This window comes from Streptomyces sp. MAR4 CNX-425 (assembly GCF_048656465.1).
In the GTDB taxonomy this organism is placed as follows: Bacteria; Actinomycetota; Actinomycetes; order Streptomycetales; family Streptomycetaceae; genus Streptomyces.
In genome coordinates this window covers 21670-46919 of sequence record NZ_JBMDLF010000001.1, presented here as the reverse complement: position 1 = coordinate 46919, position 25250 = coordinate 21670, and the positions used below count along the sequence as shown (strand labels likewise).

The following is a 25250-nucleotide window of genomic DNA, read 5'->3' as shown; positions in this document are numbered from 1 at the left end:
AGGCGGGGACGGGGACGGGGACGGCACGCAGCGTCCCGGGGCGGTGCGACGGCGCCCGTGCCGGGTCCGGCCCGGGCGCTCGCCGGGGGTGCCGTCTGGTCGGGACGGCGTGTCGCCGCGCGGGGTCCCCCCGTGTGCGTACGGCATGACGTGGCGAGGGGACATTACCACCAACGGCTGACGCCCCCGCGTGCGTTGGGGGGCGCCGGAGTCCGTTCTTCCGGTTGTTCCGCGGCGGCTACCCGCGCCCCTCGCGCCACTCGCGTACCAACGCGTCGGCGTCCAGCGGGGCCAGCTTCAGCGGCGGTCCGACGGCGGGCCCGCGGTGCGCGGCGCGGATCTTCTCGTTGACCTCCGCGACGATCTCGCGCACCTCCCGCTCGCTCCGTGCCCTGGTCACGGCGTCGAGCGCGGCCTCGGCCGCCTTGCGGACGGCCAGCGAGGGCGGCAGCGCGGAGAGCTGCTCGCGGGCCATCTTCGCCTTGACCCACCACAGCTCGTCGTACGGCTGGTCGAGGTGCGCGAGGGGCTTGCCCCGGCCGGGGAGGTCGTCGAACTCGCCGCGCTCCGACGCCTCGCGGATCTGCCGGTCCACCCAGGACTCGAAGCTCACACCCGGCGGTTTGCGTTCGGTCATGTGCGGTGCTCCCTCCGCTCGCGGCGGTCGCCGGCAGGCCCCTCACCCGCCGTTTTCCCACCTCAACGGTAACCGCGGCGCCGGCGGCCGCGGCGGGCGGGCGGGGTCGCGCCAATGGCGGCTCTCAGCTTGCGCACACCTTGGTAACAATTCAGACAATGGCGTCGGAAGGTGTCCATCCGGCCCCGATAGGGAGACCCTCGTGCCCCGTCTGCGATCCGCGCGCCGCGCCCCGCGCCCCGCGCGCCCCACGCCGCGACCGCCGCGCGCCGCGCACCTCGCCGGCGCCGCCGCCGCGGCCCTCGCCCTGTCGGTCACCGCGGGCGCCTGCGCCGCGCCCGGGCAGGGCGGCCGGGCCGCCGCCGTCGACCCGCCGGCGGAGCTGGTGATGCAGCCCGTCGCCGAGTCCGGGACCGACCCCTTCACCGCGACCACCGCGACCCCCGACGGGGCCGACCCGTCGCCCGCGCGCACCGCCCCGCCGCCCGGGGGCGCGCCGCCGGCCAAGCCGGGCACGTACCAGCAGGTGTCGGGCGCGACGGCCGGGCTGTACGCGGGGGTGCGGAACGTCGCCAGCTGCGACGTCGACAAGCAGATCGAGCTGCTCGACCGGGACGAGGAGAAGGTGACGGCGTTCGCCGGGGCCCTGGGGGTCGAGGAGGCGGGCCTGCCGGACTATCTGCGCGGGCTCACCTCCGTGCTGCTGCGCGCCGACACCCGCCTCACCGGCCACGGCTTCGCGGACGGCGAGGCGCGCGCGTACCAGGCGGTGCTGCAGTCCGGCTCGGCGGTGCTGGTCGACGACCGGGGCGTACCGCGGGTGCGGTGCGCGAGCGGCGCCCCCCTGACGGCGCCCGAGGAGCTGAGCGCGGACGGCCGCTACGGCGGTACGGGCTGGCGCGGCTACCGGCCGTCGCGGACCGTCGTCGTCACGCCCGCGAAGGAGGCGCTGTCGCACCTGGTGATCGTGGACGTGACGACGAACCTCTGGTTCGAGCGGCCGGTCGGCGCGCGGTCCGGGCAGGACAGGAAGCTGCCGCAGCCGCCGCCGAACCCGTTCGCCCCGCCGTCGCCGGAGCCGGGCCGCAGCCCGGGCGGCGGGACCACGAAGAGCCCCGGGCCGACGGACACCCCGACCGACACCCCGACCGACGCGCCGACGGACTCGCCGACCGGGGAGCCGACCGACGGGCCCGGGACCGGGACGGGGGAACCGACCACCGCACCGCCCATGCCGGGCGGCGTCACCGAACCGGACCACGAGCGCGTCAACGCCGGCGGGCGGGACGGGGAGGACGCGTCAGCCCGCTGACCCCGCCGGCTCCGCCGTGCCCGCAGCGCCCGCCGCATCCGCCGAGCCCGGCGGTGCCGCGGGCGCGGCGGGCCGGCGCCGCACCGGCGTCAGCCGGAAACCGGTCGGCATCAGCGTGAGCCGCTCGGCTATCTCCAGCCGGTACCCGGGGTCGCCGCGCAGCTCGTACCGGCGCAGCAGCAGCCCCAGCACCAGCGTCGCCTCGTGCAGCGCGAACTGCCGCCCGATGCACGCCCGCTCACCGGTGCCGAACGGTTTGAACACGTGCGCCGGCCGGGCCCGCACCCGCTCCGGCAGGAAGCGGTCCGGGTCGAAGCGCTCCGGGTCCGGGCCCCAGACGGCGGGGTCGCGGTGCAGCGCCGGGGTGAGCACGATGGCCCACGCGCCCGCGCGCATCGGGTGCACGCCGCCCAGCACCGTGTCCGTACGGGCGGCGCGGGTGTACCCGGGCGCGGTCGGCCACAACCGCAGCGACTCGTCCAGCACCCGGCGCAGGTAGCGCAGCTTGCCCACCTGCCGGTACGACGGCTCCCCGGCGGGCCCCCACACCTCGTCCACCTCCGCGCGGGCCCGGGCCATGACGCCGGGGTGGCGGGCGAGGTAGTACAGCGCGAAGGACAGCGCGCCCGACGTCGTCTCGTGCCCCGCGACCAGGAACGTGAGGATCTGGTGGCGGATGTTCTCCGGCGACAGCCGCTCACCGGTGCGCGGGTGGCGGGTGTGCAGCATCAGGGACAGGAGGTCCTGCGCACCGGGGTCGGGGCGTTCGGTGCGCTCCCGGACGACCTCGTCCACGACGGCGGCGAGGTACGCGGCGTCGGCGGCGCCCCTGCGGCCGAGCCTGCGGGACTTCTCCGGGTCGATCGGGCGGGGCACGGTGGGGCCCTGGGCGCGGCGCAGCGCGCGGACCATGGCGGCGACGAAGGGGTGCTGCCCGGTGCGGTCGAAGGACCCGAAGTCGTAGCCGAAGCCGGTGTTCGCGATGGTCTCCAGGGTCAGCCTCGTCATGTCGGCGGACACGTCGGCGGCGGTCCCGGCGGCGGCGTGCGCGTCCCAGCCCGCGGTCAGCCGGTGCGCCATGGCGAGCATCACCGGGTGGTAGCGCTCCATCGCCTCGCGGGTGAACCCGGGCGCGAGTATGTCGTGGCCCAGCTGCCAGTGGGGCTCGTGGCTGTGGGCGGTGAACAGGCCGTCGCCGCCGATCTCGCGCAGGTTGTGCACGGCGAGCACGACGCGCTTGGTGAAGCGCGACTCGTCCGCCAGCTCGGCGGCCAGGTCCGCGCCGGAGACCACCACGATCTCCAGGCCGAAGACCTTGCGCCGGAAGATCGGCCCCAGCTCCCGGGCCATCCGCAGCGAGTCCTGCACGGGCGTGCCGGGGTCGATGCCGAGCACGTCGCCCACCACCGGCACGCGGCGGCGCGGGTGGGGGATGCGGGACAGCTCCGGCCAGCCTCCCCGGCGGCTCCGTAAGGACGGCTTCGCCATCGTGCGCCTCCCTTATTGAATCGGATTCAGTAAGCAGCCTGCGACACCGCTGAACCGGTGTCAAGTAAGGTGGCGCGATGGCTCGTTCCGACGCTCGTGGTACGCGGACGGGGCGGGCGCGTACCCGCATGGGAACCGAGGAGCGGCGCCGGCAGCTGCTGCGGATCGGCGCCGAGCTGTTCGCCGAACGGCCCTTCGACGACGTGTGGATCGAGGAGGTCGCCGAGCGCGCGGGCGTCTCCCGCGGGCTGCTCTACCACTACTTCCCGACCAAGCGGCAGTTCTACGCCGCCGTGGTCAGGCACGAGGGCGAACGCCTGCTGCGCATGACCGAGCCGGACCCCGCCACCCCCGTCGACCAGCAGGTGCAGCGCGGCCTGGAGGCGTACCTGGAGTACGCCGAGGAGCACGCGCTCGGCCTGCGCGCCTTCCACCGCGCCTCGGCCGCCGGGGACCGGGAGATCCGGGAGATCCACGAGCACCTGCTGGCCGAGCAGAAGCGGCGGATGGTCACGGTGCTCGACGCCCAGGCCGCCGCCGGCCTGCTCGACGGGACGACGCCCGCGGCGCTGCGGCTCGCCGTGCACGGCTGGCTGGCGTTCGTCACGGCCGCCGTCCTGGACTGGCTGGAGCGCGGGGAGCCGACGCGGGCCGAGGTGCAGGAGGTGTGCACCCGGGCGCTGCTCGGCGCGCTGTCGGGGGCGCTCGGGGACTGAGCGCGGCGCCGCCCCGGTCCCGACTCGTGAGGCCGGGGCGGCCGCCGTACGCTGGGGGTATGGCCGCCCGCCTACTCGACGCCACCGAGGCCGCGGACCTGGTACGGGCCGCGACCGCGGCACCGTCCATGCACAACGCGCAGCCGTGGCGCTTCCGCTGCCACCTCGGGCACCAGACCTTCGAACTCCGCGCCGACCCGGAGCGCGCCATGCCCGCCTCCGACCCGGACCGGCGCGCCCTGCACGTGGGCTGCGGCGCCGCCCTGTGCAACCTGCGCGCGGCCGCGGCCGCCGCCGGCTGGCGGACCGCGACCACGCTGTTCCCCGCCCCGGAGGAGCCGCTGCTGCTCGCCGCCGTCCGGCTCACCGACACGGGCCCGGACACCGGGAGGGACACGGGCCCGGACGGCGGGCCGGACACGGAGCTGGCCGCCCTGGAGCCGCAGATCGGCCGCCGGCACTCCAGCCGCTGGCCGTTCGCGGAGGACCCGGTGCCGCCCGGCGACGTGGCCGCCCTCGTCGAGGCGGCCCGGGCCGAGGGCGCGGCGCTGGTGTTCCCCGACGCCTGGCACGCGGCGTCGCTGCTGCCCCTGGTGCAGGACGCCGAGGTGCGCGACGCCGAGGACCCGGACCGCGCCGCGGAGCTGGCCCGCTGGACGCACCCCGGGTCCGCCCCCGCCGGCGGCGAGGGCGTCCCCGGCTACGCCTTCGGCCCCCGGCGCCACGGCGGCGCCGCCCCGGTCCGCGACTTCGCCGGCCGCACCCCGGTGCCGGGGCGCGGCGGCACGTCCTTCGAGACCGCGCCGAACATCGCCCTGCTGGGCACCCCCCGCGACACCCCCGCCGACTGGCTGCGCGCCGGTCAGGCGCTGGAGCGCGTGCTGCTCACGGCCACCCGCGCCGGGCTGGTGGCGTCGCTGACCAGTCAGGCCCTGGAGTGGGACGACCTGCGCGCCCTTGTACGGGACCCGCTGACCGCCGTCGGCCAGGTCCAGATGGTCCTGCGCATCGGCTACGGCCCGGAGGGGCCGGTCTCGCCGCGCCGGCCGGTGGCCGAGGTGCTGGAGATCGTCGGCAGCCCGCGCCTGTAGCCCGAGCGGCCCCCGAAACGACGAACGGCAAGGAGCGCCGCGCTCCCTGCCACTCTCAACTTATAGCGCACCCCGGGGCTTGCGGCAAGGCCGGGGGCACGTTGCAGAATCTCCCGCCAAGGCCATTGACCTGCACAAACAGGGGGGATTCAGGATCGACGTGATCATCGCCGGCGCCGGGCCGACCGGTCTGACGCTGGCGGCCGAGCTGCGGCTGCACGGCGTGCGCGTGGTCGTGCTGGAGAAGGAGGCCGAGCCGGCGAAGGTCGTGCGCGCGCTCGGGCTGCACGCGCGCAGCATCGAGCTGCTGGACCAGCGCGGCCTGCTGGAGCGGTTCCTCGCGCGGGGCAGGCGGCACCCGCTGGGCGGGTTCTTCGCCGGCATCGCCAAGCCGGTGCCGGCGCACCCGGGCACGGCGCACGGGTACGTCCTCGGCATCCCGCAGCCGGAGATCGAGGAGCTGCTCGACGCACACGCCCGCGCCCTCGGCGCCGAGATCCGCCGCGGCACCGAACTGACCGGGCTGACCCAGGACGCGGACGGCGTGACCGTACGCTCCGCCGCCGGCGAGCTGACCGCCCGCTACCTCGTCGGCTGCGACGGCGGCCGCAGCACCGTGCGCAAACTCCTCGGCGTCGGCTTTCCCGGCGAGCCCGCCCGGATCGAGACGCTGATCGCCGACGTCCGGCTGACCGCGCCGCGGGAGGAGGTCATGGCCACGGTGGCCGAGGTCCGCAGAACCCAGCTGCGGTTCGGCATCGTGCCGTTCCCGGACGGTACGTACCGCGTCATCGTGCCCGCCGCCGGGCTCACCGCCGACCGCGGCGCCGGGCCCGGCCTCGACGAGCTGCGGGCCCGGCTCCGGGCCGTCGCCGGCACCGACTTCGGTGCGCACGCGCCGACCTGGCTCTCCCTCCCCCGCCGGCTACGCCCTCATTGGCGGGGGTGCCCCCACTGGCGACGCCACCCGGCAGGCCGAGCGCTACCGCACCGGCCGCGTCCTCCTCGCCGGCGACGCGGCGCACGTCCACCCGCCGGTGGGCAGGCAGGGCCTCAACCTCGGCGTGCAGGACGCGTTCAACCTCGGCTGGAATCCCCCGCCGGCTACGCCCTCATTGGCGGGGGTGCCCCCACCGGCGGCCGAGGTCGCCGGCTGGGCGCCGGACGGCCTGCTGGACAGCTACCACGCCGAACGCCACCCGGTTGCCGCCGACGTGCTGGACAACACCCGGGCGCAGACGCTGCTGATGTCCACCGAGCCCGGCGCGCGGTCCGTACGCCGGCTCCTCACCGAGCTGATGGACGTCGAGGAGGTCAACCTGCGCCTCATCGAGAAGATCATGGCCACCGCCGTCCGCTACGACCTCGGCGACGGCCCCGCCCTCGTCGGCCGCCGGCTGCGCGACCTGCGGCTCAGCCGCAACGGCCGGCTCTACGAGCTGACCCGGGCCGGCCGCGGACTCCTGCTCGACCAGACCGGCCGGCTCTCGGCGGCGGGCTGGACGGACCGCGTCGACCACGTCGCCGACACCGTCGAGGCGGGCGACGCGCGCGATAGGGGCGGCCTGGCCGCGCCCGCCGTCCTGCTGCGCCCCGACGGCCACGTCGCCTGGGCCGGGGAGGACCCCGCCGGCCTGCGCGACCACCTGCGCCGCTGGTTCGGCGCACCGGCGGCCTGAGCCGCCCGGCCGCCGCGGCTCAGTACTCGGCGAGCAGCTCCTCCAGCAGCTGCCGGCTCCCGTCCTGCTTCTCCGCCGCCGCGCACAGCCCGTCCATCGTCAGCAGATAGCGCTCGACGTCGTTGCGCTTGTCGAGATAGAGGGCGCTGGTCAGCTGCTCGATGTACGCGACGTCCGGCAGGTCCGGCTCCGCGAAGCGGAGGATCGTCAGCGGGCTGACGACGGCGGCGAAGCGGCCGGTGGCCAGCCGGGCCACCTGGACCGTGATGTTCGACAGCTCCAGGATCCCCAGCAGGTGCTTGATCTGCGCGCGCATCACCCGCCGCCCGCCGAGCGGGCGGCGCAGCGCCGCCTCGTCGAGGACCACCCAGTAGCGCGCGGGCTGCTCGGCGTGGCCCAGGATCTCCTGGCGGCGCAGCCGCAGGTCGACGTGGCGCTCTATGGCCGCCTCGTCCGCGCTCGGGTACGCGACCTGCGCGAACGCGCGCGCGTAGTCGGCGGTCTGCAACAGGCCGGGGATGCGCTGGGCCTGGTAGGAGCGGATGAGCGAGGCGGCCTCTTCGAGACCGAGGAACGTCTCCATCCAGGTGGGCGTGACGTCGCTGTACTGGTGCCACCAGCCGGTGGTGTTGGCGCCGCGGGCCAGCGCGAGGTAGTGCTCGCGCTCGGTCTCGTCCTCCACCCCGTACAGCGTCAGCAGGGCGGCGATGTCGTGTTCCTTGCAGCCGCCCCGGCCCAGCTCCAGCCGGCTCAGCTTGGGCTGCGAGGCGCCGATGGTGCGCGCCGCGACCTGGAAGGTGATGCCGCGCAGCTCCCGCAGCCGCCGCAGCTGGTTGCCGAGGATGATGCGGCGCACGGTGGGCCCGCCTCGCGACGGGGCCGGCAGTGAGTTCGTCTCCGACAGGCGTGGCGCGTACATCGGGCTCCCAGGGATGATCAGGCCGCGCCCTTCAGTCTGGCATCGAGGGCGTCAACGTGTACAGGGAAAGCGATTGTTCACCTTGAATATGCCTCTGGTACGGGGCAGTTACCCCCGGCGCCTCAGGGCCGCCGCGCGAGCACCGCGCGGGCGCGTGGGCTGCCGTCCGGCCGCCGCCTCAGCTCCGGCAGCGCCGCCGTGCGCACCGCGAAGCCGGCGCGCTCCAGATCCGCGCGCACGTCCGGCAGGCGGAAGGTGCGGTAGTACATGACGAACCGCGGGCGCCACAGCGCGTTCCGTACCCGCATCACGGTGTCGAACCCCCACAGCGCCCAGTATCCCCGCGACCCCACCGGCGGCGGCGCGGGGACCGGGAAGGCGAAGTACCCGCCGGGGCGCAGCGAACGGAACACCTGGGCGAAGAGCGCCGGGCGCTCCGCGGGCAGGAAGTGGCCGAAGGCGCCGAAGCTCACCGCCAGGTCGAAGGCCGGCCCGAACGGCAGGGCCAGCGTGTCCGCCCGCACCCAGCGCACCGCCGGCGGCCCGGCCACGCCCGCGTACGCCCGGCGCGCCTCGGCGAGCATCCCGGCGCTGAAGTCGACGCCGACCACCCGCTCCGTGCACAGCCGCCGCAGCACCCCGGCGCCCGCGCCCGTCCCCGTGCACACGTCGAGGCCGTCCGCGAACGGCCCCAGCGGCTCGACGGCCGCGGCGAACGCGTCCAGCACGCGCTCGGGGGTGCGGAACGGGGAGTGGTCGAACTTCGGCGCGAGCAGGTCATAACCGCGCTCCGTGGAGGACAGGGCCTGCACGGTCAGCTCAAGAAGGGTCGGGCCCTCGGGACTGAACATCGGTGATCAGCGTAGTCACCGTCCGCCCGCACCGGCCGGCGGGATCGCCGCGCCCCCCGCGATCCGGGCGCGCGATCCCGCCGACGGGTCAGGAGCCGGACCGGACCGGCGCGCCGCGGAAGCACGGGCCACGTTGTGGCCGCCGAATCCGGAGGAGTTCTTCACCGCCACGGCCTCCCCGTCGCCCAGCTGCCACGGGGCGTCGTGGACGACATGGAGAAACAGGCCCCGCTCCGCCGCCGTGAAGTTGCGGGTAGGGGGCACCGTGCCGTGGTGGAGCGAGAGGACGGTGGCGATCGACTCGATCGCGCCCGCCGCGCCGAGGGTGTGCCCGATCATCGACTTGTTCGCCGAGACCGCCGGGGGCCGCGCGGTGCCCTCGAAGACGTCCCGTATCCCGCGGGCCTCGGACGCGTCTCCCGCGCCGGTGGCCACACCGTTGCCGTTCACGTGTGCGACGTCGGCGGGGGCCAGGCCGGCGTCGGCGAGCGAGTGCAGGATGGCCTTGGCGGTGCCCTTTCCGCTGGGCTCCGGCTGCACCAGGTGGTAGGCGTCGGAGGAGCTGCCGATGCCGACGACCTCGGCGTAGCAGCGGGCACCCCGCGCCCGGGCGTGCTCCTCGGATTCCATGATCAGGACGCCCGCCCCCTCGCCGAGCACCATCCCGTCCCGGTCCCGGTCGTACGGGCGGGACGCCGATGCGGGATCGTCCACCCGCTTCGACAGCGCCTGCATCGCCGCGAACGCCCCGAGGACCATCGGGTGCAGGGGCGCTTCCGCACCACCGGCCGCCACGACGTCCACGACGCCGCGGCGGATCAGATCCGCCGCCGTGGCGACCGCCTGGGTGCCGGACGAGCAGGCGCTCACCGTGGTGTTGGCGCCCGCCCGCGCGTCGAGGAGCACGCTCACGGCCGCCGCGGAGGCGTTGCCCATGGACAGGGGGGCGGTCAGCGGCGGGACCCGGTTCCAGCCCCGGTTCTTCAGCGCCTCCCAGCCGTCGATGAGCGCCGTCATGTCCGCCACCGCGGCGGCGACGACCACCGCGACGCGCTCCGGATCTCCCGCGAAACCCGCGAGCCCGGCGTCCTGCCAGGCTTCCCCCGCGGCCGTCACGGCCAGCTGCGCGGTACGGCTCAACCGCACCCGTTGCAGCGGCTCCAGGCCGGGCCCGGGCTCCACCCGCACCCGTCCGCCGATCTGGCGCGGCATGTCCCGCATGGCGGGGTCGTCGTCGAGACGGCGGATGCCGTTCTCGCCGCGCAGCATCGCGTCCCAGGTGCTGGTGACGTCGCCGCCGAGCGCGGTGGTCGCCCCGAGGCCGGTGACCACCACCTTCCTCCGCTTCCGTGCCCCGGGATGCGTCCTGCTCGTCTCCTGGTGGATCTCCCCCGACATGGCTTCTCCGATCTGGCTGTGGTCCGGGTGGGTCCTGCTGCCCCAGGCGTGCGACCTGCGCTCAGGGCCGGGTCCCGGCTTCGTGCGCAAGCTCGCCGGCCAGCTTGCCGGAGTCCTTCTGCACCTGGTTGACGAGCACTTTCCGGAGCAGCGCCCCGGGCATGACGCCGAAGTAGTCGCCGGGTTCGACCTCGAACGTCCAGTGCACGCGGGTGCCGCCCTCCGCTCGCTCGGCGTAGGCGTACGTGCCGATGTAGCTGAACGGGCCGGACAGCGTGTGGAACCTCGACCGCCTGCCCGGCTCGAACTCGTCGATCTCGACGGTGAAGACCATGTGCCTGCCGAGTAACCGGAAGGTGATCTCGTACCGGCAGCCCGGTTGCGCGGCCCCGTTCAGCAGGCGCGTTTCCACGCATGCCGACTGCCACTCCGGATCGCGAGCCGGGTCGGAGAGGACGGCGAACGCGTCCCGGGGCGGCACCGGCAGGTCGAATGCGTACTCAGCCTTGATCATCGTGGTGGTCTGCTCCCATGTGTGGCGCCATCGCCCGGGCGGCGACGGCGGCGTGCGGCGGATACATCACCGAGTTGTGGTCCCCGGGGACGTCGACGAGCTGGAGCGAGCCCTTGATCAGGGCTTCCCAGCCGAGCTTCGGCCCGTAGTCGTCTCCCTCGTCCGCCGCCCGGATCAGCAGCAGGTCGAGGTCGTTCGGCTCGGGCAGGTAGGTCTGCAGTGCGATGCCGTTGGCGAGGTACGCCTCGAAGTAGCGCAGGATCTGGGCGCGGTCCGCGTCCTCCGCGAGCACTCCGATGGCGGCCGCCTGCTGGAGGATGTGGTCGAAGGCGGTGTCGCCGCCGAGTTCCCGCAGGTGTGCCGCGGGGATGTCGAGGGTCTTCCCGTACGGCACCGCGAGGTCGCGGGCGAACCACGACAGAAGCGTGGCGTCGTCCGGGGACTCCGGGATGTTCTCCTCGATCGGCGCGCGGCTGTCGATGGCGGCGACGAGTTCGATCTCCTCACCGGCCGCGCGGAGCTGCGCCGCCACCTCGTAGGCGATCACACCGCCGAAGCACCAGCCGCCGAGCAGGTACGGCCCCGTGGGCTGGGCCTCCCGAACGTGTGCGAGGTAGCGCGTCGCCATGGCCTCCACGCTGACCTCGGCTTCGCCCTCGTTCTCGATGCCGGGGGCCTCCAGCGCCAGCACCGGCCGGTCCCGCGGGAGATGGCGGGTCAGCTCGACGTAGCAGAAGACCGTGCCGCCGAAGGGGTGGAACAGGAAGAGCGGGCGTCGGCCCGCTTCGCCGTCCCGCATCGTGACGAGCGGGGTGCGGGAGGTCTCCCGGCCTCCGCGGCGCACGACGGCCGCCAGCTCGGCGACGGTGCCCTGCCGCAGCATGACCGCGTTCGGAATGTCCACGCCCCACTCGTCGCGGATGGCCTTGCCGAGCCGGACCGCGAGCAGGGAGTGGCCGCCGACGTCGAAGAAGTTGTCGTGGACGCCGACGTCCGGGATGCCGAGGATCTCGGTCCACAGCCGTGCCAGCGTGATCTCCGTGGCGTCGCGCGGCTTCTCGAAGAGGGCCGCCGAGGTGACGGCGGGGGCGGGCAGCCGCTTGCGGTCGATCTTCTTGTTGGCCGTCAGCGGCAGCTCGGCCAGGGTGACCACGATGCCGGGCACCATGTACGGGGGCAGCGACCGGGCCGCCTGCGACTTGACGTGGGCCACGCTCAGCTCGGCGCCGAGGTCGGCCACCAGGTAGCCGACGAGGTGGTCGTCCCGTACGGCCACGACCGCCGCCGAGACCCCCTCCACCGCCTCCAGCACGGCTTCGACCTCGGCGAGCTCGATGCGGTAGCCGCGCAGCTTGACCTGGTTGTCCAGGCGGCCGAGGTGCAGCAGCCGCCCCTCGCTCGTCCACCGCGCCCGGTCGCCGGTGCGGTAGAGCCGCTGCTTCGGGGCGGCGGGCAGCCCGGTGACGAAGCGTTCCGCCGTCAGTTCGGCGCGGTCCCAGTAGCCGAGGGCCAGCCCCTCGCCGCCGATCCACAGCTCGCCGGGGAACCCCGGCTCCACGGCGCGCCCCTGCGGATCGAGCACGTACAGCCGCGTATTGGCGAGTGGCGCGCCGATGTCGATGCCGTCGGCGGGGCTCACCACGCCTGCCGTGGACCAGATCGTCGTCTCGGTGGGCCCGTAGACGTTGCGCAGACCGGCCACCCGTGGCGCCAGGAACTCCGCGAGTTCCCGGGGGAGTTCCTCGCCCCCGCAGAGCACGTTCAGCCGTTCGCCGCCGGTCCAGCCGGCGTCCCGGAGCATGCGCCAGGTGGTCGGCGTCGCCTGCATCCAGGTGGCGCCGGAGTCCGCCACCCGGGCCGCCAGCAGCGCGCCGTCGGAAGCCGTCGCGCTGTCGCACACGATCACCCGGCCCCCGGCCACCAGGGGCATGAACAGCTCCAGGCCGGCGATGTCGAACGAGATCGTCGTGACCGCGAGCAGCCCGTCCGAGGCCGCGAACCCGGTCTCGTCCCGCATCCCCAGGAGCAGGTTCACCAGGGCACGGTGGGGGATCGCCACCCCCTTCGGCCGCCCGGTGGAGCCGGAGGTGTAGAGGATGTAGGCCAGGTCCGCGGCGTCCGGCGGCGGGTTCCCACCGTCCCGGGGCGGCGGTGCGCCGGGGACGGAGGCGCCCGCGTCCAGATCGTCCAACCGCAGTACGGCAAGGCCGGGCAGCCAGCTCTCCCGCAGGGAGTCCTCGCTCAGCAGCAGCCGCACGCGAGCGTCCTCGGCCATGTAGGTCAGCCGGTCGGCGGGGAGCTGGGGGTCCAGCGGCACGTAGGCGGCGCCCGCTTCGAGCACGCCGAGCAGGGCGGCTACCAGCGGCGCGCCCCGCTTGGCCAGCACCGCGACGCGGTCGCCGGCGGTGATGCCGGCCGTTCGCAGGGCGGCCGCGACGGCGCCGGCCTCCGACCGGAGCCGGGCGTAGGTCCACCGCGCGCCGTCGGCGACCAGGGCGACCGCTTCGGGCGTACGCGAGACCTGGGCCCCGAAGAGTTCGGGGAGCCGGGCCGCGGGGATCTCCCTGACCGGTCCGGAACCCCAGTCCGCGAGCCGCCTCAGCTGCCGCTCGTCGCCGCGGACGAGGCTCCGCAGCGGCTCGTCCGGGTTCCCGGCCAGCGCCGCCACGGTGCCGACGTACGCCGCCGCCAGGTCACGCGCCGTACCCGCGTCGAAGATGTCGGTGTTGTAGCGCAGCACACCCGTGTACGCCCCGTCCCGCTCGCCGCCCATCTCGATCCACAGGTCGGTCTGGCCCTCCTGCTGCGGCAGAGGGTACGGGCGCAGGAGGGCACCGGCGACGGAGAGCTCGGCGGTGGCGCTCGGCTCCAGCAGGAAGAACTGGTCCATGCCGCCCAGGAACGGCAGCCGGTCCCAGGCGAATCCGGCCTGGTACAGCGGGGTCCGGCTGGGGTCCCGCGGTGGTGCCAGCTCGCCCACCAGCCAGGGGAAGGGGAGCTGCTGCGCCCGCGTCGCCTCCACCACCCGCTCCCGGGAGGAGGCGAGCAGCTCGCGGTACGTCGACCGCTCGTCGACCTCGCCGCGTACGACGACCGTGTTGACGAAGTTGCCGACGGCGTCGCGGTGGCCCCGCCGGAGCCGGCCGGAGGTCGGCGTACCGACCAGGAGGTCCGACTGGCCGGTCAGCCGGTGCAGGAGGACGAAGTAGGCGGTCAGCAGCGCTATGTACGGCGTCACCGCGTTGTCGCGCGCCAGCCGTCGCACCGCGTCCGTCACCGCGGCCGGCAGCGTGAAGGCAACCGAGGCACCGTCGTAGGCCGGTGCCGGAGGGCGCGGGCGGTCGCCGTGGAGGTCCAGACCCGCCGGCAGGTCCGCCAGCCGCGCGCGCTCCCGGGCGAGCAGCGCGGCGGCCCGCTCGCTCTCCAGGAAGGCGTGCTGCTCTTCGGCGTAGGCGGTGAAGGCGCCGCCGTCCGGCGTGAACCGGTTCGGCGTGCCTTCCAGACGGCTGCGCACTTCGGCGAGCAGCAGCCCCAGCGACCAGAAGTCGCAGACGATGTGGTGTACCACGACCGTCAACGCCCAGGTGTGCTCCGCGGTGCGATACAGGCGGACGCGCCACAGCGGCGGCTGCGACAGGTCGAACGGGGTCCGGCTGTCCGCCCTCATCTGGTCGCGCAGCTCCCCGGGAGCCAGGTGGCGGGCGTCGGCGAGCCGGATGTCGGGCCGCAGGGAGTCCGCGATCAGTTGTTCCGGCCCGCCATCGGCGCCGGGGCGGAAGTACCCGCGCAGCGCTGCGTGCTCGCGGATCAGGTCGTCCAGAACGGCCAGGGCCGAGGCCCCGAACTCCGCGTCCGCGGTGACCTCCGCGGCGAACACGACGTGGTAGGCGGAGCACTCCGGCTCCGTCTGGTGGATGAACCAGAGCCCGGCCTGCTGCGCGTTCACCGCTGCGCGCGGGGCGGCAGAGTCGCCGGTGGGTGCCGTCGTCTCCGTCGTCATCACTGGCCGTCCGTCGTCGCGGCCACGGGGGTGGCGTTCATCAGCTGCCACAGCGCCTCGGCGAGGGAGTCCACCGTCGGGTGGTCCCACAGCAGGCTCGCCGGGAGGTCGGTGAGGCCGCAGGTGTCCTCGATGTCCATGCCGACGGACAGCGCCGCCATGGAGTCGAGACCGTACGCGGTGAACGGCACGTCGGTGGCGAACTCGGCGGGTGGTAAGCCGGCCTCGGCGGCCATCGACTTCACGAGCATGTTCCGGATGTCGTCGATCGTCATGTCGCTCCTGCTCATGGGAGGTGAAAACCGTCGGTGGGGGCGGTGGAGACTTCAGCGGACGGGGGTGGGCGCGTGGTCCACGCGGGCCTCGCGGGCACCGGGCGCCGCCTGGCGCACGGTGCGAACGGAGAAGAACTCGTTGTCGGTGCGCTGGGCATGAAGCCGGGTGAAGAGTTTCCGCGCCGTCTCCGGTTCGAGATCGCCCGTCTCGTACGCGTGGACCTGCGGGCGGGCCAGGACAGCCGCCAGCCAGGAGCCTTCGGCGAAGAACCCGCCGAGGTGGTCGCGGTTGAACAGCCACACGCCGAGCGCGGCGGTCTTCGTGTGCAGGGCACACACGTCCTCGGCCAGCCGCAGCAGCCGGGTCGGCGTCGCCTTGGCGGAAGCGGTGGGCCCGGCTGTCCGGGCCGGCCGCGGCGGTGTCTCGGCGACCTGCACGAACAGCGCCTCCACGGCCTGACGCAACTGCTCGGCCCGGGCCTTGAGGTCGGTGAGCCGCCTCGCGTCGCAGCCGGCGGAAGGCGACAGCCCGGCGAGGCGGTCGGTCAGCGCGGGCAGGCTGGCGAACACCGCGTCCCGGCCGCGGCCGAACACGCTCCCGCGGGCCGGGTCGAATTCCGGCAGCTCGGCCCGCAGGTCGTACAGCGGGCGCCAGTCCTCGTCCCGCTCCCGGAGGCGGGCCTTCGCCATGGCGTGCAACTGGAGTGCAACGCTGTCGAGGCAGACCGGTTCGCTGCCGTCGAAGACCGAGACGACGGCGTTGTCGCGCAGCATCTTCTGGAAGATGCCCTCGTGTTCGATTGCGCGCAGGTAGGAGCGGGCGCCCAGGGCGCGGGCGAGCGCCTTGCCGTTGAAGTCGACGAGGCGGGCCACCGCTACCTTCGCCACGTTCCCCCAGACGCTGAACTCGCCGGGATACAGGTGGAGTCCGCGCATCGCCACGAGACCCACGCACTCTGCTGCCAGGATGCTCAGGTAGGCGTTGGCCAGGCCCTCGGACAGATACGGGATATCGCTGGCGGGGCCGTCGTAGAGAATCCTGTCGGACAGGAATCCGCACACCGTCCTCAGCATGGTGTCACCGGTGCCGAGAGACAGCGCGGTGCAGAAGGTCCTGGTGATCAGAAGCCCGCGCAGGGCGAGTTCGAGCCCTTCTCCCTCGGCGCCGAGCCGGCTGTTCGGGCCGACCCGCACACCGTCGAAGGCGACTCCACTGATGTCGCAGCCGCGCAGGCCGTAGGTGGGTACCCGGGGGATTCCGGTGATCCTTCCCGACGTGGTCCGCGACCTGTCCACCACGAACAGGGACTGCCGGCGTTTCGCCGGTGTGGCGTCGTTTCCGGTGGTGCCGAGCAGGACCACGTGGGTGGCGGTGCGGCCGCGGTTGATCGGCCACTTCTGGCCGGACAGGACGTACTGCCCACCGTGCGGCTCGGCGAGGAACTCGTTGGCGGCCAGGTCGGCGCCGTGGCGTGGTTCCGAGTAGGCCAGGCAGGGGACGACACCGCCCCGAAGCGCGGTGGCCGCGTACGCCGCCTGCTGACCGGCGTCACCGCCGATCCACGTCAGCATGTTCCACACCTGGGTGCTTTCGCTGACCGCGATGTTCATGTCCCTGCGTGCCAGCACCCGGGTGAGCATGAAGATGTCCTCGGCGGTGCGGAGTTCGCCACCGAGCCGTTCCGGCACGAAGTACCGGTGGAAACCGAACGCACGCACCTGCTCGATGCCGGCGGTCGGCAGTTCGTCACGTTCATCGAGTTCCAGACCGAGGGCGAAGGAAGTGGTATTGTCTATTCCGGTGGGATCGCCCAGCCAGTGCTCGAACTCTTCCGCCAGGACGGCGGCGCTCGTCATCATGGACTCCAATTCAACACCGCTGGGGACGCGGCGATCGCGTCCGGGGTGTGGTGTGGGGCAACACGAATCCGTGGTGTGCCCGAGAGGGCGGCCTGCGGGGTAGCGCCAGATCGGCTGCACCAGATCCACGCCAAGGCCGCGGAGACGATGTGCGGAGCAGATTATTCCGTGGGCACGGAACATCCTCTAGAATGCGCGAAGTTCCCCCTTCATGCGCATCAATGCTAGGTCATTCGAACAGAGTTCGCCACCGGTAATCTCCGGGAATTGCATTCCGCTTGTCCCGCCGGACAGCGGTGCGGCCGCCGGTGGCGCGGCCGGGTGTGTGAGTCGACAGAGGAGAACGGTGAATTCACCGTGGCCCTCAGGCCGCGGTGAACACGAGCACGGCGTTCTGGCCTCCGAAGCCGAAGGAGTTGCTGACCGCGGGTCCGGCCGGGGCCTCCCGCCCCTCCTTGGCCACGACGTCGAGGCCGATCTCGGGATCCTGGCTGTCCAGGTTGGCGGTCGGTGGCACGTATGCGTGCTCAACGCTGAGCACCGTCACCGCCGCCTCGATGGCACCCGCGGCACCCAGGGAGTGGCCCAGGACCCCCTTGACCGAGGTGACGCTCGGGCGGTCCCCGAGCACCCGCCGGATGAGCCGGCTCTCCATCCGGTCGTTCAGCGGTGTCGAGGTGCCGTGCGCGTTGACATGACGGATGTCCCGGGGCGCCAGGTCCGCGTCCGCGAGGGCGGCTCGCAGCGCGAGTTCGGCACCGCTGCCCTCCGGGTCGGGCGCGGTGGCGTTGTACGCGTCCGCCGACGCTCCGTAGCCGCTGACCCGCGCGCGGATGCCGGCCTTCCGTGCCTCCGCATCCGCCTGCCGCTCCAGGACGAGCACGGCCGCACCCTCGGCGAGGACGAAGCCGTCGCGATCGACGTCGAACGGGCGCGATGCCCCGGTGATGTCCTCGCGGCGCCCGGACAGCGCGCCCATCTGGCTGAACCCGGTGGAGATGGACGGCACGACGCAGGACTCCGTGCCACCGGTGACGACCACGTCGCAGACCCCGCTGCGCAGGAGTTCCCGCGCCGTGCCCACGGCGGTGGTGCCCGACGCGCACGCGGTGGCGGTGACCAGGTTGGGCCCCCGGGCGCCGATCTCCATGGCCACGTAGCCGGACGACATATTGGGTACCAGCATCGGAATGAGCGTCGCCGAGACCGCGGCCGGGCCGCCGTCGCGCAGTGCGTCGTACTGCTTCTCCCAGCTCGTCGCGCCGCCCAGACCGCAGCCCAGCACGACCCCGACCCGGGCGCCGTCCCAGTCGGAGGGGTCCAGGCCCGAGTCCGCCACGGCCTCGGCCGCGGCGGCGACGGCCAGCTGGTTGCTGCGGTCGAGCCGCCACGCCTTGCGCCGCCCGACATGGGCGGCGGCGTCGAAGTCCGGGACGGTGCAGGCGAAGCTGACCGGCATACCGGCCAGTTCCGGTACCTCACGTGCCGCCGTGGCCGCGGCCTCCTTGACCGCTTCCCAGGTCGCCGCGGTGCCCACGCCCGCCGCCGTCACCATGCCGATGCCGGTGACCGCGGCGTCGAAAGGCGCTCTACCCGATGGTGCGACGGCTGACATCAGACCGCCACCAGCTTCGCCTTTATCACTTCGGTGGCCCGGGCGACGGTGGCCTCGGCCGTGAGCTCGTCGTCGTCGACGGACACGCCGAACTCCGACTGGACGACGAGAGCGATCTCCACCAGTGCCAGGGAGTCGAAGTCGAGGTCGTTGAAGGTTCTCTCGGGCCGCACCTCGTCGGCTTGGACGCCGAATCCGCCCAGCAGGTTCACAAAGCGCTCGTACACGTCATTCATGGCGACTACTCCAGATCTCGATGTCGATGAGGGTTCGAATCGTTCAGTTCGGTGAGTCGGCTTGTCAGGCAGGACTGAGGTCCGGCCAGTGGAGTGCGGCGGCGCCCCAGGTGAGGCCGCCGCCGAAGGCGGTGGTCACCACGCGGTCGCCGGCGTGCAGACGGCCCGCCGCGGCGGCGTCGGCGAGGGCGAGCGGAATGGAGGCCGCCGCCGTGTTGCCCACCCGGTCGAGGTGGACGTGACAGCGTTCCCGCCCGAGTCCGAGCCGGTCGGCGACCGCGTGCACGATGCGGATGTTCGCCTGGTGGGCCACGAACAGGTCGATGTCGTCGACGCCCCAGCCGAACCGGTGCGCCACGGTCAGCGACGCCTCCGCCATCCGCTCGACCGCGTTGCGCATGACCTTCTTTCCCTGCATGCGGAAGTAGGGGTCGGCGCTGTCCGCGGTCTCCGGGCGGATCGGGTCGCGCGAACCTCCCGAAGGGACCATGATCATGTCGCTGCCGCTGCCGTCGCTGCCGAGCGCCGCCCGGCCCCAGGCGCCCGGCTCCCCCGCGTCCCCGGCGCGCAGGACGACCGCCCCGGCACCGTCGCCGAACAGGGCGCGCGTGGAGCGGTCCCCGGGGTCGAGAATGCGGGAGTAGGTGTCCGCCCCGATGACCATGACGGTGCCGGCGGAACCGGTTGCCAGCAGACCGGCCGCGGCCGCCAGACCGTAGAGGAAACCGGTGCACACGGCGCCGACGTCGAAGGCGGGGACCGTGCCCAGCCCTAACTCGTGGGCGACCAGCGGGGCCGTGGCCGGGCAGGTCCGGTCGGGCGTGGTGGTGGCCACGATCACCGTGTCCACCGCGGCCACGCCGGCCGACTTCAGCGCCCGCCGCCCCGCCTCCACCGCCAGGTCCGACGTCGCCGTGCCCGGCTGGACCACATGCCGCCTGCCGATGCCGGTGCGGGTCCTGATCCACTCGTCGGAGGTGTCCAGCTCCCTGCTGAGATCGTCATTGGTGATCACACGCGGGGGCAGCCAGGTGCCGAGGCCGCACAGGACAGGCGCGGGCAGACGCACGGCGTCCGTCATGGGTTTCCGTTCCCTTCCTCGTGGAGTCGTACGTCCGGGCCGGTCGGGTGACGCCGCAGCGCGGGGCCGTCCGACCGCCGCGGCGCTCGCCGAGGGGGGATCAGGTCGTCGCGCCCACCGCGACGTCACCGCTGGGCTCGTCCGGCCGGAGGGCGTTGCCGTCCTCGTCGACCTCGGGCGGAACGGTCGACAGCGCGCTGGAGTGCAGGTCTTTTGTACGGAGCAGGAGGAAGCCGATCAGCGCGGCGAGGAACCCGAGGCCGGCGCAGAGGACCATGGCGTCCTGGAACGCCGACATGAAGGCATCGAGTCCCGCCTCCCGCACGGGGTCCTGCATCGCGCCCGCCTCCTCGGCGACGGTGTCGATACTGCCGGCGCTGATGCCGTGGGCGGCCTCTTCCGCGGCGTCGGACCCCATCCGCTCGCCGACCGCGGAGGCCGCGAACTCCTCGGTCACGGTGTGCTGGAAGAAGGCGCCGACGCCCGCGATCCCGACCGCGATCCCGATCTGCTGGAACGTCTCGTTGATGCCGGAAGCCAGGCCCGACTTGGCCGGCTCCGCCACCCCGATGGCCAGTGCGGCCCGGGCCGGGTTGAAGGCGCCCATGCCGAAACCGGCGATGATCAGGCTCGGGAGGAGGACGGTCCAGGCCGAGTCGGCCTCCGCCCTGACGAGGAACACCAGGCCGATGGCCATGACCAGGGTGGAGCCGCCCAGCAGTACCCGGAACGGCACCTTCCCGATCATGGCGCCGATCAGCGCACCGGCCAGGAACATCGCGCCCGTCAGCGGCAGGAAGCGCAGGCCGGTCTCCCAGGCGTCGTGGTGCAGCACGTTCTCCAGGTAGCTGGTTTCGAAGAACACCGACGGCAGGGCCGCGGCGTTGCCGATCATGGCGACCAGGGAGATGCCCACGAAAGTGGGGTTGCGGAAGTAGGCGAGGTCGATCATCGCGCGCTCGCCCATGCGCCGCTCGATCGACAGGAACACCACGAGGAAGGCCGCGCTGATCGTGTACAGGGTGACCGTGGGAGCGCTGGTCCAGCCCTCTTCGGGCGCCCGGATGATCGCGAAGACGAGCGCGGCGAGCGTGATGCTGAAGGTGGTGAGGCCGGCCCAGTCGGTCGGGTGTGCGCGGGGGTTGAGCGATTCACGCACCCGCAGCGCGCCGACGAGCAGGGCGATGATGCCGATCGGAACGTTGATGTAGAAGATCCAGCGCCACGACATGGCCTCGATCAGCGAGCCGCCGATGAGCGGGCCGGTGCCGACCGCGAGGCCGATCGCCACGCCGAAGACGGTGAAGGCGGTTGCCCGTTCCTTGCCGCGGAACTCGTGGCCGAGCATGGCGGGACCGACCGCGAACATGATCGCGGCACCGACCCCCTGGACGGCGCGGAAGGAGCTCAGCGCCGTTGCGTCACCGGCCAGCCCGCAGGCGAGCGACGCCGCGGTGAAGACGGTGAAGCCGATCTGGAAGAGACGCTTGCGGCCGTGCCGGTCGGCCAGTGTGCCCGCGGCCACCAGGAAGATCGCCAGCGTGAGGGCGTAGGCGTCGAACACCCACTGCAGGTCCGCGAAGCTGCTGTCCAGATCGTCGTGGATCTGCGGCAGCGCGATGGCCACCACGCTCAGATCGAGCATCAGCATGAACGTGCCCAGCGAGACGGTGGCGAGCGTCCACCACCTCGTGGGCGACGGCGTGCGTTCCTCGGGCATGCGTGGGTTCTCCAATCGACGGAACTGTCAATCGAGTGGTGAGTCGATTGATGGAAAAATAGATCGTCGATAGTCCGTCCGTCAAATGGGTATGGTCCGGGGCGTGCCGGGCGTGCGTCCGGTGCGCTCCGCAAGATCGGCGAGGGTGTTTACCTGCGAGAATCCTTTGGTATCTTCGATCGTGGAGATTCCAATCAGTTGAGGGGAGTACGGCCTGTGGCGCGCTACCGCACCGCCGGGCAGGAGCAGGCACAGCGGCCCCGGAGCGACTTCCGGGTCGCCGAGCGCCCCGGGTACCTGCTCCACAAGGCGGCCATGCTTCTGGACGAGGACGTCGAGAAGCACCTGGTGGCCGGCGTCGCCATGCGCAGCCGCTACTTCCTTCTGCTGGCCACGATGGCCAGCGGGCCCGAGCTGTCCCAGAAGGACCTGAGCCAGCTGCTCAATCTCGACCCCACCACGGTGGTCACGGTGATCGACGAGATGGAGCGCAACCAGCACGTCGAGCGCAAGCGCAACCCCGCCGACCGGCGCCGCTATCAACTCCACGTCACCCCGGCCGGCCGGAAGGCGCTGGCGGCGGCGGAGAAGGTGGCCACGGAGGTCGAGTCGAGCTTCTTCGGCACGCTGACGGACAGTGAGCGCGAGACGTTGCGCGACATGCTCAGCAGGGTGATGGCGGGCCGCTGGCCCGCGTCCGTCTGCGAGCGCTCCCTCTAGGTCCGCACCCAGCCGGTCCGGCCCGGTGACGGGCCGCGACGGCCCCGTTCGGAGCGGGGGTGTTCAGCTCAGCCCCCGCCCGCCGCGGCGCGGTCCGGCAGCCGCCGGGTGCGGGGCACCGGGGAGGGCAGCAGCCACAGCACGGACAGCGCCGCGCCGGCCGTCGCCACCCACAGCGTCGGGCGCAGCCCGAGGGCGCTCCCGAGCGCCCCACCGGCGAGCGCGCCGAGCGGGCGGACGCCGAAGTTGACGGTCTGGAAGGCGCCCATGACGCGGGAGCGCAGGGCGTCGGGGATGGCCGCGGCGAAGTAGGAGTTGGCGGAGATGTCGAGGATCATCACGCCGAACGAGGAAGCGAACTCGGCGGCCAGCAGCATCCCGACGACCGCCGGCGTGGGCCCGCCGGCCAGCGGGACCAGCGTCAGCGGCACGCTGAAGCCGGCGAACCCCGCGGTCATCGACGGTCCCACCCCGAACCGCGCCACCACGCGGCCGGCGAGGGCCGCGCCGAGCAGGCCGCCGACCCCGCCGGCGCCGAGGGCGAGGCCGAGGAGCCCGGGGCCGAGGCCCAGCTCCTCGGTCGCGTAGAGCACGAAGAGGGCCTGGAAGATGAAGTTGAAGAAGTTGAGCGTCGCGGTCGCGGCGACACAGGCGCGCACCGCAGGCGTACGGAGGACCCACCGGATGCCGGCCGTCGCGTGCCTCTTCCCGCGGGCGGCGGGGGGCGGCTCGGCGGGGGATATCCGGCCCAGGAGGAGCGCCGAGACGAGATAGCTGAGCGCGTCGAGCAGCAGCGCGAACGGCGCCGTGACCAGCTGCACCAGACCGCCGCCCACCCCCGGCCCGGCGGTGAACGCGAACGCCCGGCTGCCGTTGAGCAGCGAGCTGCCCTGGACGTAGCGCTCGACGGGCAGGAGCGCGACGTACACGGTGCCGGCGCAGACGTTGAAGAGCGCGCCCAGGGTGCCGACGGCGAAGGCGGCCGCGTACAGGTGGGTGAGCGTGAGCGCGTCGAGGGCGTACGCGACGGGGATGGAGGCGACGGCCGCCAGCCGGCCCAGGTCGGCGGCGATCATCACCCGGCGGCGGCTGTGCCGGCGGTCGGCCCAGGCGCCGGCGGGGATCGAGAACAGCAGCGCGGGCAGCAGCGCGGCGGCGGTGAGCAGGCCCATGTCGCCCGCGCCGGCGCCGAGGAGGAGGACGGCGGCGAGGGGGAGGGCGATGCGGTGGACCTCGTCGCCGAGGACGGAGACGCTCTGGGCGGTCCAGTAGCGGCGGAAGGGGCGGTCGCGCAGCAGCTCCGGGACGGCGGGGAGGCGGCCGGCGAGGGTCATGACGGGCTCGGCGGGGACCCGGGGCCGGTGGGCCCGGGCGGCGCGGGCGGGTCCGCTCGGTCGGCCGCGTCGGGCGCGTCCGGCTCGTCCGCCGGGTGGGGCGGGTCGACGAACGCCAGGCGGAGCATGCTGACCAGCCGGGCACCCTCGGGGCGGCGCGCGGGGTCCTCGAAGCGGTCGTCGTAGCGGGCCATGAGCCGGGTGATCTCCTCGGTGAGCCCGGTCAGCTCCGCGGGCGTCAGGTACAGGCTCCAGTCGCCGGAGAACTCCGCCGCCTGCCACTCCCGCGGCAGCCGCTCGCGGGCGGCGAGCGCGGCGCCCAGCTTCCGCACGTACGCCTCCACCTGCGCCATCGTCAGGTCCCCGACCGCCTCCGTCGCTGCGGGGTCGTCGTACACGGCCTCCCAGTGCGTCGTACGCGCCGTGGCCCGCCACGGCTTCTCCCGCCCGCGCCCGCCGCCGGCCTGCTCGACCAGCCCGTACTTCGCGAGCATCCGCAGGTGGTACGAGCACCCGGCGACCGACTCGCCGGTCAGCTCCGCCGCCCCGGTGGCGGTGAGCGGCCCGTGCCTGCGGAGCAGGCCGACCAGCTCCATGCGGGTGGGGTGGGCGTACGCGCGCAGGGCGCGGGCGTCGGTGAGGTCGACGCGGTCGGGGCGCTCGATGGGGTCCGGCATGCTTCTAAAGATAGCTTTAGAAAGGCTTCTTTAGAAGCCCGGGAGGCGACGGGGGAGGAGAATGGGTCAGCGATGGACCTGGAGAGCGTCGCGGACGAGCTGTACGCGCTGCCGCCCGGCGAGTTCGTCGCCGCCCGCGGCCGGCACGTCGCCGCGGCGCGCACGGCCAAGGAGCCCGCGCTCGCCAAGGAGATCGCCGCGCTGCGCCGGCCGACGCTCGCCGCGTGGGCCGGCAACCTGCTGGTGCGCGCCGCGCCCGAGCAGGTCGACGCGCTGCGCCGGCTGGGGGAGGGCCTGCGCGCGGCGCAGGAGGGGCTCGCCGGCGAGGAGCTGCGCGAGCTGACCCGGCAGCGCAACGTGCTGGTCGCCGAGCTCGCCCGCGAGGCCCGCCGGCTCGCCGCCGAGGCCGGGCAGCCGGTCGGCGACGCCGTCCAGCACGAGGTCGAGGGGACCCTCCACGCCGTACTCGCCGACCCGGACGCCGCCCGCGCCTGGGCCACGGGCCACCTCGCCAAGCCCCTCACCGCCCGGACCGGCTTCCCGGGCACCGGCGCCGCCGCGGCCGCCGCCCCCGCCGCCCGCCCTGCCCGTCCCGCCCGCAAGCGGCACCTCAAGGCCGTCCCGGACTCCGGCAAGGCCCGCGCCGAGGAGCTGGCCCGGGCCCGCAGGGAAGCCAAGGCCGCCGAGCGCGAGGCCCGCGACCGCGACAAGGCCCGGCGCCGCGACGAGTCCCGGCGGGACGAGGCCGAGGCCCGGCTGACGGAGGCGGCCGACCGCGTCGGCGAACTGACCGACCGGCTGCGCGCCGCCGAGAAGACCGAGGCCGAGGCCCGCGAGGCCCTCGCCCGGGCCCGGCGCACCCTGACCGGCACCGCCCGCGCCGCCCGGGAGTCCCGCCGGGCGGCCGACAGGGCCGCGGCCCAGGTCGCCGGCCTGGAAGGCGGACGGGAAACCGGAGAGGGCGCCTGAGCCGTACGTGCGGCTCCGCAGGCGACCGGGACGACCCCGCCGCGCCACGGCGGGGCGGACTCCGCGGCGGACCCCGGCGGGAACGCGGAGGCCGCGGGACCTCCCGGGCGCCCGCGGCCCGGAGAAGGGTGCCTCGGATGTCACGCCCGGGCCGCGAG

At 73.8% G+C, this 25250-nt stretch carries 20 protein-coding genes and 1 pseudogene; 6 read left to right on the top strand and 15 right to left on the bottom strand.

Annotated elements, in window-relative coordinates; genetic code table 11:
• Window positions 1-238: 238 nt before the first annotated feature.
• A complete protein-coding gene (locus tag ACHZ99_RS00190; protein WP_420302214.1) occupies window positions 239-637 on the bottom strand; it encodes a DUF1992 domain-containing protein in 399 nt (132 codons plus the stop codon).
• Between the two features lie 202 nt (window positions 638-839).
• Here ACHZ99_RS00190 and ACHZ99_RS00185 point away from each other — a divergent pair, with 202 nt between their 5' ends.
• Window positions 840-1949, top strand: a complete 1110-nt coding sequence (locus ACHZ99_RS00185; RefSeq protein WP_420302213.1) for a DUF6777 domain-containing protein — start codon at window positions 840-842, stop codon at window positions 1947-1949.
• Here ACHZ99_RS00185 and ACHZ99_RS00180 read toward each other — a convergent pair.
• Window positions 1938-3437, bottom strand: coding sequence for a cytochrome P450 (locus tag ACHZ99_RS00180; protein ID WP_420302212.1), 1500 nt, complete (start codon window positions 3435-3437; stop codon window positions 1938-1940). The genes ACHZ99_RS00185 and ACHZ99_RS00180 overlap by 12 nt on opposite strands.
• 77 nt (window positions 3438-3514) lie before the next feature.
• Here ACHZ99_RS00180 and ACHZ99_RS00175 point away from each other — a divergent pair, with 77 nt between their 5' ends.
• From ACHZ99_RS00175 to ACHZ99_RS00165, 3 genes and pseudogenes are all read left to right on the top strand, one after another.
• The gene (locus ACHZ99_RS00175; protein WP_420302211.1) at window positions 3515-4153 is read left to right on the top strand and encodes a TetR/AcrR family transcriptional regulator; all 639 of its coding nucleotides are present in this window, start codon (window positions 3515-3517) and stop codon (window positions 4151-4153) included.
• 59 nt (window positions 4154-4212) lie between these two features.
• The gene (locus tag ACHZ99_RS00170; protein ID WP_420302210.1) at window positions 4213-5244 is read left to right on the top strand and encodes an Acg family FMN-binding oxidoreductase; all 1032 of its coding nucleotides are present in this window, start codon (window positions 4213-4215) and stop codon (window positions 5242-5244) included.
• A 154-nt stretch (window positions 5245-5398) separates the two neighbouring features.
• A pseudogene (locus ACHZ99_RS00165) lies at window positions 5399-6923 on the top strand (FAD-dependent monooxygenase).
• Window positions 6924-6942: 19 nt separating this feature from the next.
• On the opposite strand, the gene ACHZ99_RS00160 reads toward ACHZ99_RS00165, so the two are convergent.
• The 11 genes from ACHZ99_RS00160 to ACHZ99_RS00110 all read right to left on the bottom strand — a co-directional run bounded on the left by ACHZ99_RS00160 (window position 6943) and on the right by ACHZ99_RS00110 (window position 21392).
• Complete coding sequence (locus ACHZ99_RS00160; protein WP_420302209.1) at window positions 6943-7779, bottom strand: helix-turn-helix domain-containing protein; 837 nt, start codon at window positions 7777-7779, stop codon at window positions 6943-6945.
• Between the two features lie 185 nt (window positions 7780-7964).
• Window positions 7965-8693: a class I SAM-dependent methyltransferase gene (locus ACHZ99_RS00155; RefSeq protein ID WP_420302208.1), complete on the bottom strand. Its 729-nt coding sequence runs from the start codon at window positions 8691-8693 to the stop codon at window positions 7965-7967.
• A gap of 15 nt (window positions 8694-8708) precedes the next feature.
• Window positions 8709-10091, bottom strand: coding sequence for a beta-ketoacyl-[acyl-carrier-protein] synthase family protein (locus tag ACHZ99_RS00150; RefSeq protein WP_420302207.1), 1383 nt, complete (start codon window positions 10089-10091; stop codon window positions 8709-8711).
• 61 nt (window positions 10092-10152) lie between these two features.
• Window positions 10153-10605: an SRPBCC family protein gene (locus ACHZ99_RS00145; RefSeq protein WP_420302206.1), complete on the bottom strand. Its 453-nt coding sequence runs from the start codon at window positions 10603-10605 to the stop codon at window positions 10153-10155.
• A complete protein-coding gene (locus ACHZ99_RS00140) occupies window positions 10592-14605 on the bottom strand; it encodes a non-ribosomal peptide synthetase (RefSeq protein ID WP_420302205.1) in 4014 nt (1337 codons plus the stop codon). The genes ACHZ99_RS00145 and ACHZ99_RS00140 overlap by 14 nt, the downstream gene beginning before the upstream one ends.
• Window positions 14605-14895 carry an acyl carrier protein gene (locus tag ACHZ99_RS00135; RefSeq protein WP_420302203.1) on the bottom strand — a complete coding sequence of 97 codons (291 nt, stop codon included), beginning with the start codon at window positions 14893-14895 and terminating at the stop codon, window positions 14605-14607. Before ACHZ99_RS00135 ends, ACHZ99_RS00140 begins: the two co-directional genes overlap by 1 nt.
• A gap of 36 nt (window positions 14896-14931) precedes the next feature.
• Window positions 14932-16869 carry an acyl-CoA dehydrogenase gene (locus ACHZ99_RS00130; RefSeq protein ID WP_420302202.1) on the bottom strand — a complete coding sequence of 646 codons (1938 nt, stop codon included), beginning with the start codon at window positions 16867-16869 and terminating at the stop codon, window positions 14932-14934.
• Window positions 16870-17104: 235 nt separating this feature from the next.
• Complete coding sequence (locus tag ACHZ99_RS00125; protein ID WP_420302201.1) at window positions 17105-18355, bottom strand: beta-ketoacyl-[acyl-carrier-protein] synthase family protein; 1251 nt, start codon at window positions 18353-18355, stop codon at window positions 17105-17107.
• Complete coding sequence (locus tag ACHZ99_RS00120) at window positions 18355-18591, bottom strand: acyl carrier protein (protein ID WP_420302199.1); 237 nt, start codon at window positions 18589-18591, stop codon at window positions 18355-18357. Before ACHZ99_RS00120 ends, ACHZ99_RS00125 begins: the two co-directional genes overlap by 1 nt.
• A 64-nt stretch (window positions 18592-18655) precedes the next feature.
• The gene (locus ACHZ99_RS00115; protein ID WP_420302198.1) at window positions 18656-19672 is read right to left on the bottom strand and encodes a beta-ketoacyl-ACP synthase III; all 1017 of its coding nucleotides are present in this window, start codon (window positions 19670-19672) and stop codon (window positions 18656-18658) included.
• Between the two features lie 100 nt (window positions 19673-19772).
• Complete coding sequence (locus ACHZ99_RS00110) at window positions 19773-21392, bottom strand: MFS transporter (protein WP_420302197.1); 1620 nt, start codon at window positions 21390-21392, stop codon at window positions 19773-19775.
• Between the two features lie 216 nt (window positions 21393-21608).
• On the opposite strand from ACHZ99_RS00110, the gene ACHZ99_RS00105 reads away from it, so the two are divergent.
• Window positions 21609-22112, top strand: coding sequence for a MarR family winged helix-turn-helix transcriptional regulator (locus ACHZ99_RS00105; protein WP_420302196.1), 504 nt, complete (start codon window positions 21609-21611; stop codon window positions 22110-22112).
• A 68-nt stretch (window positions 22113-22180) separates the two neighbouring features.
• On the opposite strand, the gene ACHZ99_RS00100 is transcribed toward ACHZ99_RS00105, so the two are convergent.
• Together ACHZ99_RS00100 and ACHZ99_RS00095 are read right to left on the bottom strand one after the other, a co-directional pair.
• Window positions 22181-23446, bottom strand: coding sequence for an MFS transporter (locus tag ACHZ99_RS00100; protein ID WP_420302195.1), 1266 nt, complete (start codon window positions 23444-23446; stop codon window positions 22181-22183).
• Complete coding sequence (locus tag ACHZ99_RS00095; protein WP_420302194.1) at window positions 23443-24123, bottom strand: winged helix-turn-helix domain-containing protein; 681 nt, start codon at window positions 24121-24123, stop codon at window positions 23443-23445. The genes ACHZ99_RS00100 and ACHZ99_RS00095 overlap by 4 nt, the downstream gene beginning before the upstream one ends.
• Before the next feature lie 72 nt (window positions 24124-24195).
• Between ACHZ99_RS00095 and ACHZ99_RS00090 the strand changes: the two genes are divergently transcribed.
• Entirely contained in the window at window positions 24196-25092 is an 897-nt protein-coding gene (locus ACHZ99_RS00090) for a hypothetical protein (protein WP_420302193.1), read from the top strand.
• Window positions 25093-25250 lie beyond the last annotated feature (158 nt).

Coding starts and splice junctions, on each gene's coding strand:
- ACHZ99_RS00190 (WP_420302214.1), bottom strand. CDS start 637: ATGACCGAACGCAAACCGCCGGGTGTGAGCTTCGAGTCCTGGGTGGAC.
- ACHZ99_RS00180 (WP_420302212.1), bottom strand. CDS start 3,437: ATGGCGAAGCCGTCCTTACGGAGCCGCCGGGGAGGCTGGCCGGAGCTG.
- ACHZ99_RS00175 (WP_420302211.1), top strand. CDS start 3,515: ATGGCTCGTTCCGACGCTCGTGGTACGCGGACGGGGCGGGCGCGTACC.
- ACHZ99_RS00170 (WP_420302210.1), top strand. CDS start 4,213: ATGGCCGCCCGCCTACTCGACGCCACCGAGGCCGCGGACCTGGTACGG.
- ACHZ99_RS00155 (WP_420302208.1), bottom strand. CDS start 8,693: ATGTTCAGTCCCGAGGGCCCGACCCTTCTTGAGCTGACCGTGCAGGCC.
- ACHZ99_RS00150 (WP_420302207.1), bottom strand. CDS start 10,091: ATGTCGGGGGAGATCCACCAGGAGACGAGCAGGACGCATCCCGGGGCA.
- ACHZ99_RS00145 (WP_420302206.1), bottom strand. CDS start 10,605: ATGATCAAGGCTGAGTACGCATTCGACCTGCCGGTGCCGCCCCGGGAC.
- ACHZ99_RS00140 (WP_420302205.1), bottom strand. CDS start 14,605: ATGACGACGGAGACGACGGCACCCACCGGCGACTCTGCCGCCCCGCGC.
- ACHZ99_RS00135 (WP_420302203.1), bottom strand. CDS start 14,895: ATGAGCAGGAGCGACATGACGATCGACGACATCCGGAACATGCTCGTG.
- ACHZ99_RS00125 (WP_420302201.1), bottom strand. CDS start 18,355: ATGTCAGCCGTCGCACCATCGGGTAGAGCGCCTTTCGACGCCGCGGTC.
- ACHZ99_RS00120 (WP_420302199.1), bottom strand. CDS start 18,591: ATGAATGACGTGTACGAGCGCTTTGTGAACCTGCTGGGCGGATTCGGC.
- ACHZ99_RS00115 (WP_420302198.1), bottom strand. CDS start 19,672: ATGACGGACGCCGTGCGTCTGCCCGCGCCTGTCCTGTGCGGCCTCGGC.
- ACHZ99_RS00110 (WP_420302197.1), bottom strand. CDS start 21,392: ATGCCCGAGGAACGCACGCCGTCGCCCACGAGGTGGTGGACGCTCGCC.
- ACHZ99_RS00100 (WP_420302195.1), bottom strand. CDS start 23,446: ATGACCCTCGCCGGCCGCCTCCCCGCCGTCCCGGAGCTGCTGCGCGAC.
- ACHZ99_RS00095 (WP_420302194.1), bottom strand. CDS start 24,123: ATGCCGGACCCCATCGAGCGCCCCGACCGCGTCGACCTCACCGACGCC.
- ACHZ99_RS00090 (WP_420302193.1), top strand. CDS start 24,196: ATGGACCTGGAGAGCGTCGCGGACGAGCTGTACGCGCTGCCGCCCGGC.